Source organism: Acinetobacter kookii (assembly GCF_900096895.1).
Lineage (GTDB): Bacteria > Pseudomonadota > Gammaproteobacteria > Pseudomonadales > Moraxellaceae > Acinetobacter > Acinetobacter kookii.
In genome coordinates this window covers 14,933-31,110 of sequence record NZ_FMYO01000001.1, presented here as the reverse complement: position 1 = coordinate 31,110, position 16,178 = coordinate 14,933, and the positions used below count along the sequence as shown (strand labels likewise).

The 16,178-nt window shown below is 38.4% G+C and carries 12 protein-coding genes; 10 read left to right on the top strand and 2 right to left on the bottom strand.

Annotated elements, in window-relative coordinates; genetic code table 11:
- Positions 1–251 precede the first annotated feature (251 nt).
- From BLP85_RS00125 to BLP85_RS00080, 10 genes are all read left to right on the top strand, one after another.
- Positions 252–950 (top strand): hypothetical protein, encoded by a 699-nt coding sequence (locus BLP85_RS00125; RefSeq protein ID WP_092818122.1) that lies wholly within the window; start codon positions 252–254, stop codon positions 948–950.
- 15 nt (positions 951–965) lie between these two features.
- Entirely contained in the window at positions 966–1,469 is a 504-nt protein-coding gene (gene tssB, locus BLP85_RS00120; RefSeq protein ID WP_092818121.1) for a type VI secretion system contractile sheath small subunit, read from the top strand.
- Complete coding sequence (gene tssC / locus BLP85_RS00115; RefSeq protein WP_092818120.1) at positions 1,462–2,940, top strand: type VI secretion system contractile sheath large subunit; 1,479 nt, start codon at positions 1,462–1,464, stop codon at positions 2,938–2,940. The genes tssB and tssC overlap by 8 nt, the downstream gene beginning before the upstream one ends.
- A gap of 56 nt (positions 2,941–2,996) precedes the next feature.
- Positions 2,997–3,500: an Hcp family type VI secretion system effector gene (locus BLP85_RS00110; RefSeq protein ID WP_092818119.1), complete on the top strand. Its 504-nt coding sequence runs from the start codon at positions 2,997–2,999 to the stop codon at positions 3,498–3,500.
- A 72-nt stretch (positions 3,501–3,572) separates the two neighbouring features.
- Positions 3,573–4,049 (top strand): type VI secretion system baseplate subunit TssE, encoded by a 477-nt coding sequence (gene tssE, locus BLP85_RS00105; RefSeq protein WP_092818118.1) that lies wholly within the window; start codon positions 3,573–3,575, stop codon positions 4,047–4,049.
- 11 nt (positions 4,050–4,060) lie between these two features.
- On the top strand, positions 4,061–5,869 hold the full coding sequence (tssF, locus tag BLP85_RS00100) for a type VI secretion system baseplate subunit TssF (RefSeq protein WP_092818117.1): 1,809 nt from the start codon (positions 4,061–4,063) through the stop codon (positions 5,867–5,869).
- The gene (tssG, locus tag BLP85_RS00095; protein ID WP_092818116.1) at positions 5,833–6,828 is read left to right on the top strand and encodes a type VI secretion system baseplate subunit TssG; all 996 of its coding nucleotides are present in this window, start codon (positions 5,833–5,835) and stop codon (positions 6,826–6,828) included. Before tssF ends, tssG begins: the two co-directional genes overlap by 37 nt.
- Entirely contained in the window at positions 6,825–8,228 is a 1,404-nt protein-coding gene (locus BLP85_RS00090; RefSeq protein WP_092818115.1) for a hypothetical protein, read from the top strand. Before tssG ends, BLP85_RS00090 begins: the two co-directional genes overlap by 4 nt.
- 57 nt (positions 8,229–8,285) lie before the next feature.
- The gene (tssM, locus tag BLP85_RS00085; protein ID WP_092818114.1) at positions 8,286–12,092 is read left to right on the top strand and encodes a type VI secretion system membrane subunit TssM; all 3,807 of its coding nucleotides are present in this window, start codon (positions 8,286–8,288) and stop codon (positions 12,090–12,092) included.
- A gap of 74 nt (positions 12,093–12,166) precedes the next feature.
- Positions 12,167–12,928 carry an OmpA family protein gene (locus BLP85_RS00080; protein WP_092818933.1) on the top strand — a complete coding sequence of 254 codons (762 nt, stop codon included), beginning with the start codon at positions 12,167–12,169 and terminating at the stop codon, positions 12,926–12,928.
- Positions 12,929–13,103: 175 nt separating this feature from the next.
- Here the strand turns inward: BLP85_RS00080 and BLP85_RS00075 are convergent, their stop codons facing one another.
- Positions 13,104–14,525, bottom strand: coding sequence for an amidase (locus tag BLP85_RS00075; protein ID WP_092818113.1), 1,422 nt, complete (start codon positions 14,523–14,525; stop codon positions 13,104–13,106).
- A gap of 132 nt (positions 14,526–14,657) precedes the next feature.
- The gene (locus tag BLP85_RS00070) at positions 14,658–16,073 is read right to left on the bottom strand and encodes an aminotransferase-like domain-containing protein (protein ID WP_092818112.1); all 1,416 of its coding nucleotides are present in this window, start codon (positions 16,071–16,073) and stop codon (positions 14,658–14,660) included.
- Positions 16,074–16,178: the final 105 nt, after the last annotated feature.

The following is a 16,178-nucleotide window of genomic DNA, read 5'->3' as shown; positions in this document are numbered from 1 at the left end:
AATGAGCACATCATACACATATTTTTTATAAAATTAAAAAAATATATGCTGTTTTTTGTATTTTTTACATTAAATAACAATAAAAAGTATTGTTTTATATTTAATCACTGTTGACTTTTGATGGTTGTTTTTTGTTAAATCTGCGCATGGATAAAAAGTCAAAATAATGAATTAAAAATTTTAAAATCATTTAATTTACTTAAACATATACTAATAATTACATTTATAACTAGAACAATTAGAGGCATCTTTTGAATAAATATAAGTTTTTTGTACCTTTGCTGGTCATGCTATCGGTCAGTCCATTCACTTTCGCGAGCGAAAAAATTCTTGAACTCAAAAAATCCTGCATTCAGGATTATCCTGTGGTTCGTGACGAAACCGATCCAGACTTACTCAATATTTATCGTCAACTATGCGATAGAAAAAGTAAGAAAAATATGCAATTAAAAAATGAATTATCAATTCAGGCTGCCCAAAGATTTCAAGCCATGGGTAAAAATCTGAAAGCTTTGCAATGGGTCGAGGAGTTGCGTCAACAAAATTTTCAGCGTAGAGAGTTGACTGATGTTGCTTTTCTGGCCGGGGTAGGGATTGCCGAAAGTAATTTACAGTATATGCGTAATCATGAAATGCGTTATCTGAATGCGGAAAGTACGTATCCTGCAGCAAAAAAATTGTCTGATCATATTCAGATCGCATTACCTGAACCTGATACATCCAATTCTAAAGCTGTCACTGTCAACACGATCAGGTTAAAACAACGGATGAAACGTAATGGTTTATCGAATCGTACCGCTGGAAAAACCAGCTCGTTAAGCCGTCACGTCAATTTGCAGAGCAGAGTCACAAAAACATCTGCACGAAATACAACCGCCACCACAAAACTTCAAAGTAACAACTCCATAACTTTGGGTTCAAGCCCATTTGCTTCATTTAATAAGAACTAAAATAGGATAGTCTTCATGGCTAAACGTGAAAGTGTACAAAAGAAATTACAACGTATTCGTCCGCCACGTGTACAACTGACTTATGATGTTGAAGTTGGCGATGGCAAAGAAATCAAAGAGTTACCTTTTGTGATTGGGGTATTAGGTGACTTTTCAGCTGCCTCCGAATTAGAAAAGACCAAATTAAAAGATAAAAAATTTATCAATGTAGATTTGGACAACATTGATGAGGTGATGCAATCGCTGGCACCTCGTGCGGCTTTTCAGGTTGAGAATACCTTGACCGAAGAAGGTGGACACATGTCCGTAGATTTAACCTTTAATTCAATGCAAGATTTTCGTCCAGAAAATATCGTACAACAAGTCGATCCCTTACGGAAATTGGTTGAAGCACGAGAGCGTTTAACCGATTTGCGTAACAAGATTTCAAATAATGAACGTCTTGAAGATTTGCTGGAAGAAATTTTAAAAAATACAGACCAGGTTCGGAAGTTAAGCATGGAGGCAGAACATGAATAATTTACATGCTGCTGCCATCTCTACAGATGTGAAAGAATTTACCTTACTGGATTCAATTGTTGAGCAAAGCCGTATAGCCCGTAATGATGAAGAACATGAACGCGCAAAAAGCCTGATTGGTGAATTGGCCAAAGAAGTCATGACTGGAACCATAACCGTTTCCGAAAATATGACCTTGTCAATCGATAAGCGAATTGCAGAAATTGATGCCTTAATTTCAAAACAGTTAAGCAAAGTTATTCATCATGAGCAATTTCAAAAAATTGAATCCACCTGGCGTGGCTTGTACTATTTCTGCCAGGAAACACCATCTCATTCTTTAATTAAAATTCGAATGCTCAATACCAGTAAAAAAGAACTGGTTAAAGATTTTCAAGGTTCAACAGATTTTGATCAAAGCACTTTATTTAAAAAAATATACGAGGAAGAATATGGCTCCTTTGGTGGTGCACCTTATGCCACATTAGTCGGTGACTTTGAATTCGACCGTACGCCAACGGATATGTATTTATTGGAACAGATTTCCCATGTTGCTGCAGCGGCACATGCACCTTTTATTTCTGCAGCCAGCTCTAGCATGCTGGGGCTAGAGTCTTTTACCGATATTGATCGTCCACGTGATGTTTCTAAAATTTTTGAAACTGCTGAATATGTGCAGTGGCGTTCATTCCGCGAAAGTGATGATGCGCGTTATGTTGCATTGACCATGCCCCGTGTATTAGGACGTCTGCCGTATCATCCCAAAGATGGAACGGTTACTGAAGGTTTTAACTTTATAGAAGAAGTGACTGGTCAGAATCATGCTGAATATTTATGGATGAACTCAGCTTATGCATTTGCGACGCGTTTAACCAATGCTTTTGATATGTATGGCTGGTGCGCTGCCATTCGTGGCGTGGAAGGAGGAGGCCTGGTTGAAGGTCTGCCGGTGCATTCGTTTAAGACCAATGATGGGGAAGTGGTATTCAAATGTCCCACCGAGATTGCCATTACTGACCGTCGTGAAAAAGAACTCAGTGATTTAGGATTTATCCCGTTAGTGCACTGCAAAAATACCGATTATGCCGTTTTCTTTGGTGCACAATCGACTCAAAAACCGAAAAAATATGACAGCGATAGTGCAAATGCCAATTCTGCTTTATCGAGTCAGATTCAATACATTATGGCTGTTTCACGTATTGCACATTATTTAAAAGCCATGATGCGCGACAAAGTGGGGAGTTTTGCCTCTGCCGGTAATGTGGAAGCATTTTTAAATGAATGGCTGTCGCAATACGTTTTGTTGGATGATGGCGCATCGCAAGAGGCGAAAGCACAGTATCCGCTTCGCGAAGCTTCGGTAAAAGTTGTAGAGAACCCAGCTCAACCTGGGCACTACAAATCTGTGGTTTTTTTACGGCCACATTTTCAGTTGGATGAGTTGTCGGTTTCTTTGCGACTTGTTACTGAGTTACTTCAGTCCTCTAATTAACTAATTAGAGCGCAATTTTATAATAATTTAAAAATAAAACAGGAAAATTTATAAAAATGAAAGATATATACGTCCAATTTCGTGGCAAATATAAAGTTGATGGTGAATCTCGCGACTCCGAACACAAAGACTGGCTAGAAGTAAATTCTTGGGCACACAATATCCGTCAACCTAAATCCGCGACATCTTCAAGTGTAGGTAGCCATACTGCCGAACGTGTCGAACATTCAGATATGCTGTTTGTAAAAGATTTAGATGCAACCAGTCCAAAACTTTGGGAAGCATGTTCAGCTGGATATACCTTTGACGAAGTTCAAATCGATTTTTACCGTGCGAATGGTGACAAGCGGATTAAATATCTTCAAATCAAGTTAAAGCATGTGCTTGTTTCAAGCGTTACCCCAAACGTCAATGAAGAAGGGGTTCCGACCGAATCTTTTGGTTTGAAATATGCTGCAGTAGAATGGACTTATAATCAGCAGGATATTAACGGTACACAAAAAGGTGCGGTAACAAAGAAATGGTCACTTTCCAATAATACAGCTTCTTACGCTGCATAGTGTACTGACCCAAATAGTGGCCAACTGCCGTTGGTCGCTATGAATAATTTTTTCATCATTAAATAATAAAAAATGAACTTAGACCAATTATATCCTTACGGTTTTAAAACCACTTTATTTGAGCGGCTATTAGCGGATTATGAACAGAATGAGCGTGGAATTTCACTTCAAAAATTACGAGAATCTGTAGCCTCGGATCTGGAGGATTTACTCAATAGCCGCATGTCGCTACTGGATGGAGTCATTCATGATTTTCCTTTAGTAAAGCAGTCTGTTATGCAGTTTGGGATTATTGACTTTGTGGGGTTGTCAACGGCCAATCCCACAGATCGGGATAAAATTTGTCAATCTATTCAACAATCGATTATTGCCCATGAACCCCGACTTAAGCAGATTAAGGTCACCATGCTAAGCGATGGTCATAACATGGGAGCATTATCTTTAAGTGTTCAAGCTTATTTAAACATACAGCCTTTATTTGAGCCGGTCATTCTGGACGTTTTATTGAAACCAACAACGCAACACTATGTTATTTCTGCAAGATCTTAAGTGGGTTCGCTGTGATTGAAGAACTGTTACCGTATTATGAGAAGCAATTACAAGAATTTGGGCAACAATCGCGTGAATTTGCACAGAAATATCCGAAAATTGCTCAACGTCTATCGCTCAATCAAGAACAAATTGACGATCCGCATATTGAACGCCTGATTCAGGCTTTTTCGCTCGTCGCTGCACGTATTGATAAAAAACTGGCAGACAGTTATGAGGTCTTTACCCGTTCATTATTCCAGGTCATGTTTCCTCAGTATCTCAAGCCATTTCCCGCATGTTCAGTCGTCAGTTTTGAAGATTTAAATAAAATAAAAAAGCTGACTGAAGTACATGAGATTCCTAAAGCGACTTCGCTAAAGTCACGCAGTTTTAAAGGCATACAGTGTGAATTTAGTACCACCCAGCCTGTACGATTATTACCCATCACTTTAAAGAGCCTGAATTTTAAAACCCATCCTCGTGCTCACATGCATTTAAATCAGAATGCGACGCTCAGTTTAGGCTTTGAAATTTATCAACAAAGCCAACAGTTGTTAATCAGTGAGAAATTACCGATTTACCTGGATGCGATTGCAAATTTCCCTTTGCAGGTTTTGGACAATATATTTCATGCCAGTACAGGATTTTCATTAAACACGGGCAATCGCATTATTGAAATTGCTAATCCATTTGCAGTCATGGGCTTTGCTGAATCTGAAAGTCTATTACCGATTGATCAACATACCCATCATGCTTACCGTTTACTGCTGGAATACTTTTGTTTTCCTGAAAAATTTAATTATCTCAATCTTAATTTAAATTTCTTAAAACATTTAATAGGCGAAGATACAGAATTTGAAATATTGATTCATTTAAAGATCAATTTAAATGATCAGGCCTGTATCCGTAACTATACTGAGCTGAATGTTGCAAATTTTAAACTGTTTTCAACGCCTGTAGTGAACCTATTTTATAAGCAGGCTGAACCGCAAAAAATAAATCATAAACAATTAGAATATCCATTACTCACCGATATCCATCATCCTGAATTTTATCAGCTTTATTCAATAGTCGAGATGAATATGATTCGGGAAAAAAGTAATCAGGATCAGACTACAGTTCCTATTTTTCCATTTTTTTCCATGAGCCATTATCATCAGCATAATGAGCACTATTTTTATAGCTTGAATTCTACACAATTGCAGAATAATCTGGGTGAAACCCGTTATTCCATTGTTTCCAAACATTTATCACCTCATAGCACCAAGTCTGATTTTATCAGTACACAACTACTCTGTTGTAATGGGGATTTACCCCATGAAGTTTTAAGTCAGGCCAATAATGTTCTGCATTTGAATGGAAACCACCTTGCACGGCGTGCATTTATGTTAAAGCGACCGTTCAAGCCGTATTACTTTGCGCAAAATAAAAATGAACAATGGCGCATTATCTCTCATTTATCCTTAAATACCTTGTCCCTGATGAAAGGGGATGCCCTCAGCCATATTAAAGAGCTTTTAGTGCTTTATAACTTGCCTAAATTGAAAGAAAACCAGCTCGTTATTGAAGCCATTAAAAGGATTGATTTTTCTTTGACACAAAAATTGGTGGAAGCGCAACCTTTTCCCTTATTTGTCCGTGGAATTAAAGTGAATTTAGCTATAGATTCACAAATTTTTAAAGGCCATAGCCTGTATATTTTTAGCCAAATTTTAAGCCATATTTTTAATTTAAAAGTTCAAATGAATAGTTATGTTGATCTTGTGGTCAGTGATTCAAATACTCAACAGGAGTTATACCAATGCGTACAGAACGTTGGTGGCAAGAAACTTCTGTAATAGAAGATCTCTTTACCACCCCTACAGCTTATGAGTTTATTCAGGCGACACGTTTGTTGCGCCATATGCCACATTCAACTATCACCCAATACTGGGCGAATGATTTTAAATTCCAGAGTTCTTTAAATCTTCATTTTCCAGTGACTGAGATAGAATCGCTAACTTTTGAAAACAAGTACATACAGATCACTAATCTTATGATGGGGATCACCGGTATACAAGGTGCTTTGCCTTATAGCTATACTTATAAAATTAAGCAAAGCCGTCGTCAGCAAAGACAAGAAACTCTAAGTTTTCTAAGCTTATTTAATCACAAGCTGACCGCACAATATGTTGATGCAAGTTTGAACTATCATTTACCCATACGGTATGAAATTGAAAAGGAAAATGATTATCTGGATATCCTGCATGCTTTAAATGGTTATGTCAGAACACAACAGAATCAGACTGAATTAGATGATTATTTTGCTGAATTTTCAGGTTTAATGCAGGGACAAAATAATACCGCATACGCTTTAAAAACCATGCTTAACTGTATTTTCAAAACTGAATTTACAATAAAACAGTGGGTAGACGAAAAATTCAAATTGCAAGAGGCACAACGAACAACTTTAGGAAGTTTAAATGGCAGTTTACTTGGAAGAAATACCTTTTGTGGGGAAAATATTCGGCAACTGGGCGGAAAAATAGAGATTCAGATTGGTCCATTATCTAGAATGGATTATCTCAGCTTTTTACCCAAGCAAAAAATGAGTGAGAAGTTAAAGAAAATACTTTCAACTTGGTGTAGTCCCACAATAATGGTAGATGTACGCTTAATATTAAAAAAAGAAAATATACAGGCGCTTTGCCTGGATTCAAAATCAGAACATGGCTTGGCCCAAGGGGCTTTTTTAATGGCTAGACATACAGAAAATCATGCAGAGACCTGTTATAGCTTATTGGGAGTCATGCAATGAATAAGCTGATGCTGTGGATTTTCAGCAGTATGTTTCTATTGTTAAGTATAGTCATTATTTATTATTGGCGTGATATTCAATATGATCCTTCGAGCCTAGATTTAGTTTCATATTTTTTTATTTTACCCATTCTTTTATCTTTAATAATACTTGCGCCATATTTTATTTATCAGGCTTATCGGGCCTATATACGGCGTAAAAAACAGCAAAATCAGGCATTATTGGAACAGCAATTAAATAAAGCACAGACAAGTCACGAATCAAAAGTTGAAGGGATTCAATGGTTCAATTTGAATGTTTTTTCATCCTCCGTGTGCCATGCATGGGGGGAAAATGCATCAATAATTGATGGGTTAAAAAAATTTAAATCGCCGGAATTAGATTATAATTTAGAAAACAGTTATGGCTTAGCTATTTTATCCTACAGGATTCAAACGCTTGATCATATATTAGCGTTTGAGCCAGAAGATGATGAGCAGCATGAAAAAGATGAAGCAGGTCGCTTAGCACGTATAAAGGCTTTAATTCAACAACAATTAAAACAACAGTCTGAAACCTTAATGCAAGTGGCTGAGCATTTAAAGTGGTCAGCATTATTTTATGATAGAGAACTGGCCTACCAATACAGAATGCATCCTGCCTGGAGTAATTCGGATGCTCCAGACACTAATGATAAAGACATCTCCATTGAACAGGTGTCACGTCTAAATCGAATCAATGTTCATATTTTATTATCGAACCAGGTATTACATGTTTGGGATGAATATTCAAGCCGGGAAATATTGCTTAATTTTATGCAATCGTTGGGAATAATTTCGCAGCAAGTCCATCTGCAACATCATTATATCGCTCAGCAAAGTGCTTATGAGGACTGGCTTAAATTATTGCATCAAATATCGGAACAAACTGAGGAATTTTCATTCATCGTTAATATAGATTCTGAAATTGACCAGACATTTCTGGATGAAAAAATGTGGCTGATGGATGATTATTTGCCAGCAGAATTTGCATCCAGTTGGTGTGTGGCGGCTGAAGATGTGAAGATCAATGATATAGATGCAATCAAGCAGCTTAAAGTTGCAAGCAACGTAGACAATTTATTGACTTGCCTCAATCAGGTGATGCCTGAGCATGCAAATCAGTCCCACCAGGAACGACCTTTTGTACTGGTTTTAGATGATGCAATGGATATCAAAAGCATTAAAAAAAATAATCAGACATTTTTACCCGCTTTAATTGAACCCCACCATTGTATCTATACAAAACCAATTTTGGGCCATACACAACAACTCGCAAAAATTTTTGGTTTTATGTTGGGTATGCATCTGCCTGAAGAGTTGACCAGCATGATATACAGTGCTGACCAGGCTTTAACCCATGCTTTTTTTAAACCCATGTAGTATTAAATTAATTCTAAAAACAAAACATTTAAATATAAATAAAATAATGAGAATCACATGTTTTACACTATTTTAAATTATGTCTGGCAATATGTAACCCATCCCAAAGCCATTATTGCACTCTCTATTTTAGTGTTACTGGTTTCTTCTTACCCGGCTATTCCGCGAAATATTTTTTGGACCTTAGTTGCAGCTTATGTTTTTACAATCATCGGCTATGGCATCTATAGACGGGTTCAAAAAAATCGTCCTGCTCAACAGGGCACAGTGCTTGCAGAAGCAATTGAGCAGGATAGAAATGCAGAATATGGCCAACCAAAAGAAACGCAAGAATTACAGCTCATCAGCCTGCAAATGAAAAAATCAATCCAACTGATTCGCAAATCAAAGTTGGGGAACAAAAAAGGCAACACGGCATTATATGAATTACCCTGGTATATGCTGATTGGGAATCCTGCCGCAGGTAAAAGTTCAGCTATTTATCATTCAGGGCTAAAATTTCCCTTTGAAAATTCCCATCAAAAAAGTATTTCTTCTGGCCTCAGCGGGACAAAAAACTGTGACTGGTTTTTCTCTACGGAAGGGGTATTGCTGGATACTGCCGGACGTTATTCAGCTTATGCTGAAGATCATCCTGAATGGTTGGGATTTTTGAATCTATTAAAGAAAAGCCGTACTCAAGCACCTGTGAATGGTTTAATTGTGATGGTCAGTATTACAGAACTGGCGAGCCAAAGTCCTGAACAATCTATAAAATTGGCTAAGAATTTAAGAACACGTATTCAAGACATTACTGAACGTTTAGAGATATTTGCACCCGTATATGTGGTGTTTTCCAAAATGGACTTGATTGCAGGCTTTACCGATTTTTTTGAATGTTATGATGTCGATGAATTGAATCAGGTATGGGGCGCGACCTTAAAATACGAACCAGATGCTGTGCAGGATGTAATGGCACTGTTTGAACAGCATTATGCTGTTTTATATGAGGGTTTAAAAGGATTAAGTAACACGCATCTTAGCCGACGTCATAGCCAGAATATTTCACCCAGTGTAATCACATTTCCCTTAGAATTTAAAAACTTAAAACCGGTGCTGAAAACTTTTATAGCGACTTTGTTTGAAGACAATCCCTATCAGTTTAAACCCGTATTTCGTGGCTTCTATTTTACCAGTGCCTTACAACAGGGAATCACTGAAAGCCCAATGACCGAACAGATGGTACAGGATTTTCATTTATCAGCAAGCTTAAAGAGTGAAAATACTGTGCCGGGTCATTCAGTTTCACAGAACCGTGGGTACTTTCTGAAAGCTCTGTTTTCGGATGTGATTTTAAAGGACCAGCATCTGGTTAAACAGCATATTAATCCTAAACGCAAGAAACAACGTCATGTTGCCTTTATGGCTGCCTTGCTGGGAATCTCCATAATATTGAGCTTGTGGATTTGGTCATATCGCAATAATCAACAGCTGATTGCCGATGTTCAGGCCGATTTAGACAAGGTGGTTCATTTGCAAAAGCAATCTGGCCAACAGCTCTCTACACAACTAGATGCGTTGCTCATTTTGCAGGAGCGTATGCAGCAGCTTGATCAGTTTGAACAAAATCAGCCTATACGATTTGGCTTTGGTCTGTATCAAGGTGATACATTGCGAGAAAAATTACAAAGCGAATATTTGGCGGGAATTAGACAGCTGCTTTTGCAGCCGACCCAGCAGAATATTGCGCAGTATTTACAACGTATAAAAACGAATGAAGCCACTTTAAAAGCCAACCATGTCAATGTGACAATAAATCAGGGAGTTAAAAATCAGCAATATTTGGAACCCTCTGAAACCAATCCTCAGGATGCTTACAATGCTTTAAAGGCTTATTTGATGCTGAGTAATTCTCAATATATGGATTCAAGCCATTTAGGCGATCAGTTGACTCGTTTCTGGCGTCCTTGGCTGGATGCAAACCGAGGACAAGTGCCACGGGGTGAAATAATCCAGAAAGCCGAGCAGATATTATCCTATAGCCTTGCGCTGGCAAACGATCAAAAATTTCCCATACTTGAAGCTGACCCTTTGCTGGTAGATCAGACCCGTCAGGTCTTGTTGGCTGTTATTCGGGGGATGCCTGCACGGGATCGTGTGTATAACGAAATCAAAATGCGCGCTGCAGTGCGTTATCCTGCTGTAACGATAAAACAGATCGTTGGGGAAAATAATCAAAATACTGTACTGGGAAGTTATGCCTTACCTGGCATGTTTACATATAAAGCCTGGCAAGAATATGTAGAAAAAGCCATTGATGATGCGTCAAACCGCCCAACCGATAGCAAAGACTGGGTATTAAATATCACCCAATCGGATGATCTGACGTTGAGCGGCAGTTCAGACCAGATTCGTAAGCAATTAACTGCATTATATAAACAGCAATATATCACTGAATGGCACAAATTTTTAAATGGCATTTACTATGCAAAAGCCAACGATTTTAACCGGCAAGCAAAAAATATTGAAATCTTGGGAGAGCCAGAAAATTCACCCATTCGAGCCATTGTCCAGCAGGTGGCTAAAGAAACCAGCTGGGATAATCCAGTCATTCAGGCTGAACTGGTTACACCCAAAACGGGATTCATGGCGTGGTTTAAAACTAGAGTTTTAAACCGGAATGAACCTAGAGTCGTACAACAGGCATCGAGTCAGGCACAGGGCACCATTTCAAAAGAATTCCAGATGTTCTACCAAATGGTGCGTAAACGTGATGATCAACAAAACCAATCTTTATTAGATGAATACATGCAATCATTGGCCCGGGTGAGGAGCAAGTTCAATGATTTGAAAAGTGCAGGGGAAATTGGTCCTGCAGCAATCATTCTAGTCAGGCAAACGATTAATGATCAGAACTCTGTGTTTAATCATAGCCAAAAAATGATTGATGAAAAAATGACGGTTGGCCTGAATGAGCGGGATCAACAAGTTTTGCAGAAATTATTGATGAGTCCATTAACCCAATCCTTTGAAGGTTTATTGATTCCCGCACAACATGAAATAAATAAATTATGGATGATACAGGCCAATCAGCCATTTATGGCTAACCTAAGCCAAAAATATCCATTCACTGCTTCTGCGACCTTGCAAGCAACCCGTCAGGAAATCAGTCAAATTTTGGGTGAAAATGGCAGTATTGCACGGTTTGTCAAAGACAATCTTGATCCACTGGTCATTCGTCGAGGTTATCTATTAACGTCTAAAACCTGGAAAGATTTGGGAATTAACCTCAATCCACAATTTGTGATGAATTTCCAAAGTTATGTTGCCCCTAATAATGGCATGGCCACCGGTGAGTTGAACCAAACCACAGGAACGGCCACAGTCAATCCATCAAATTTCCAGTTTTATCCCTTAGAGAATCCACAACTGCTTTCTTATACCATTGATATTGATGGCCAAAGAATGGTTTATGAAAATGGCGTTCAACAATGGGTGAATTTTGTCTGGCCAAATCAGGGAGCTATGCCTGGAGCACGTATTACCGCAGTAGATTTGCAAGGACAAACGCATACCATTTTTGATGAACCGGGAGAATATGGCATTAACCGCCTCATTGATCATGCCCAACGTACCCAATGGGGAAATTATTTTGAAATGATCTGGAAAGACCAGCAAAACCCTGGTTTGGCTGTGAAAGTAAATTTCCGATTGATTAGTGGCAATTCAGGCCATATTGGTTCGAGTCGAGGGTACGCCGGCATGCAACTGGTGGATCAGGTCGTAAATGATAAATCGGTTCGTGTTGTTTCGGCACAGACAGCTCCTGTACCTGTAACCGTGGTTAAAACAAATACAACGAATAGTGCTGGAGCTATACCATAATGAATAAAAAGCAGCTTAGCACCATCCAAGACATGAAAATGTTTAGAAAAACCTTTATTAATGAATATAATATTATGAAAAAACAATGCATTAAAAAAATTTTTCAGGGCGCTTTTTTAATTTTGAATTTATCTATAGTGACTCATACAGCACCGGTTGTCATTGAGGGGGCAGTCCCCAATGAAGCCAGTAAACAAGAAATTTTAAATAAAATGTACATCATGTATGGTCAGGAAAATATCATTGACAAGATTCAAGTCCGTGCTGTAACAGCTCCGAATGGCTGGAGTAATGCGATCAGTCATGTCATTACCGAGGATTTAAAAAAAGTCAAACAGGGTAAACTGAAGGTACGTGGTACGCAGATGGATTTATCCGGCAAACTCAATAATGTAAATACCATTCAGCCAATGACTGCAAAATTTCAAAGTCTGGTATCTGCTCCTTATCGCTTGAATGCACAGTTATCCGTAAACCAAGCGGAGCAGCAAATGATTGATGCTGCATTGAAGCACCGTATTATTGAATTTGAATCTGGAAGTGCCACCTTAACTGCATCCGGTCAACAGATTTTAGATGAAATGGCGATAGCTTTGAATAAAGTCGGTGGCAAGAAAGTGAAGGTGATTGGTCACACGGATAGCTCTGGTGATGCAGATAAAAACCTGACTTTGAGCCAACAGCGTGCAGCAGCAGTTAAAAACTATTTAATTGGGAAAAATATTGCAGCTGAAAATTTAACCGTAGAAGGTTTTGGTTCAAATCAACCTGTTGCTGACAATCTCACTGCTGAGGGACGTCGGAAAAACCGTCGTATTGAGTTTGAGGTTCAATAGATACCTTTCTAAGTCCCTTTTATTTCTCCCTGAGCCTGGTTTTAAGCAGTGTTTTAAAATCAAGCGCAAGAGAAAAATAAAGAGGGGGCAATAATAATGATGAAAGACATTAAATCATTGCATTTAATAGGATATGCAATAAGGAAGTGAGCAGCTTCCTTATTTGTTTTTATGATCAAGCATCCTGAATTCTACGCCAGGGTTTTGCCTGTTCAATTTCATAGGCCAATTCAATTAAAGTTTTTTCATCCCCAATATTGGCAGAAAGTTGCATGCTAATTGGCAAACCATCCACTTGCGTTTGTCCCATCGGAATTGACATTCCTGGAGCACCCACCACATTCTGAATAGGAGTAAAAGTAACGTAATTTTGAATCCGGTCAAATAATTGATCGAATGGAAGCCGAGGCGATAGATAACCAATTTGTGGCGTTGTATGGGCTAATACGGGTGAAAGGAGCACATCATACTGGTTAAAAATGTCTTGATACTGTTGCTGCATTCTTTTTAAACGGTATAAAAATAAGGGCGTTTTGTAAAAATTCTTCTTATAGAGTCCGGCAAGCCCCACGGTTAAGTTATCCAGCTGCTTGGCATTAAATCCGGCACCAAAAGCCTTTTTGCCAAAAGTTTGCAGCATGAAGGACAAAAAGCCCCAATATTCACTAAAATCGTCAACAAAGCTAATGGAGATAGGTAACTGGAATTCTTCAACATGATGTCCTAAATCTGACAGTAACTTTGCAGTCTGGTTGAGGGTGAATGAAGTTTCCTGATCAATTTGACCGGTGATGGATTGGGTAACCAGGCCAATACGTAAACGGCGCTGGTTAGGGTGTTCAATTAAACCGATTTTAGGCAGTTTTTTATTATGGAATCTTTGTTCCATACCTGCATAAAAATAAGCTGTATCCCGGACACTACGGGTAACGACACCTTCACTGATAATATTAATCGGCAAAGAACGTGCGGCATCACTGTCAAAGGTACGACCGCGACTCGGTTTAAGACCAATCAGACCACAACAGGCAGCAGGGATGCGAATTGAACCGCCACCGTCATTAGCATGGGCAATAGGTACGACACCTGAGGCAACCATGGCAGCCGAACCACCCGAAGATGCACCGCAAGAATAGTCAGTATGCCATGGATTGAAAGTTGCACTGCCATCCTGAAACTCGGTGGTGGCATTTAAACCAAATTCTGGCAGGGTCGTTTTGCCTAAAACCACAAAGCCCTGATCTAAAAATTGTTGACTGATTTTAGGATTAATTAATACGGTTTTACCATTTACAGCTTTAGAGCCATGATTGGTTGTCAAGCCCTGATAATCGGTATTGTCTTTAAAAAAGAAGGGAACACCAGCAAAAATTCCTGTTTGCTTGAAATGTGGCTTTGCTAAAGCACGCTCAAAACATTCAAGCTGAATTGCATTAAGATGCGGATTGACACGTTGTGCACGTGCGATAGCCGCTGCGGTGACTTCTTGTACGGAAGCCTGTTTGTTGCGAATCAATTGTGCGATACCTACGGCATCTAGATCTGACATGACATCATTATCAAATGCATGAATACGTTTAGAATTTTGCGATTCCATTTCGTGATAATCCTGTATTTCCCTATATTTTTTTGTTTTTCATTTTGTATTAATAGCGATCAGCATAACAAAACCATGCCGATCAAAATCATTTTACAACATAGTCATGACAATACCCGCTGTCAATTTAAACTATTCATCTCTTATAAATTTTTGCAGCGTAACAATAACCTGATCAAGTGAATGCTGAACTGAGTCTGACCATTCAAATGAACAGTTTATTCTTAAATAATGCTGTTTTTGTGCGGTAATATTAAAAAGTTGTCCTGGTGCAATGCCAATTTTCTGCTGGATCAGGCTTTCATAAATAGGCATGCTATCTATATTTTTGGGCAGTTTTAGCCATAAAAAATAGCCGCTCGGATGATATTCGATTTTACACTCAGGGGGTAAATTTAACTCTAAATATCTATAAAATAATAATTTATTATGCTGTAAGTTTTTTCGTAGATTGCGCAGATGTTTTTCATAATGAAAGTTGGACAAAAATTCCACTAATGCGGTTTGTAGTAAAGAGTTGACCGAGATCGTGCTCATTAATTGCAGGTGCTGAATATGCTGTGAATATTTTCCGGCATGCACCCAACCCACCCGAAACGTCGCACCCAGGGTTTTCGAAAAAGAAGAGCAGTGTAGAACTAAATTATTTTGATCATAATAGGTCATGGGCAAAGGCTTTTTATGCCCAAAATACATTTCCTCATATACATCATCTTCAATCATATAAACTTGATATTGATGCAATAATTTTGAAATTTGAAACTTTATATCCTCTGAAACTGTAAAACCTACCGGATTATGGCTATTCAGCATGAACCAGCAGAGTTTCACCGGATAGGTTTTTAAGATATGTTCAAAAGCGTCCAGATCAAATCCATGTTTGGGATGTTCAGGAATAGTCACCACTTTCAGGCCTAAGCGTTCGGCTGCTTGCCAGGCGCCATAAAAAATATTTTGCTGCAGGATTATATAGTCACCCGGTTTGGCAATCGCCTGTAAAGCCAAATTCAGCGCATCCATAGCACCCGATGTAATGACAATGTCATCAGGATCAGTGGGTATACCTTGCATGCAATAGCGTTGCGCAATCAGTTTGCGTAAGGCAAAATTTCCCGGTGGCAAGTTATCAATGGCATCATAGCTTTTTTTATTACGCGCAATTTGTCCCATAATCTGGGTCAGTTTTTTGGAGTAGACCAAATCCCTGGAGGGAAATGCTGAACCAAAAGGAACGATGTGTTCGCCTTGAATGGATTTCAGATATTTAAAAATTAATGAATTGATTTCAATATTGGAATTGAGAGAAACAATTAAAGGTGCATTGTAGTCATGCTCGGCATATGTATTTGCAATGTAGTAGCCAGATTTTTCTTTCGCATAAATCAAGCCTCTAGATTCAAGCTCTTGATAAGCATTCATCACGGTTATCAGGCTAAAACCGGAAAGCTGTACTTGTTCACGTAAAGAAGGAAGTTTTTCATGGGCTTTCAGTGTGCCACTTTCTATCAATTGTCTTAATTGATGAGCAAGCTGTTCTGACTTATACATATTGAAAGATGACTGATGAAAAGTGACTGTATATAAATATAGCGATATTTAATTAATATTAAAGTATTTTTATAACAGATTTTTTTAAAAATACTGATCTGTTAT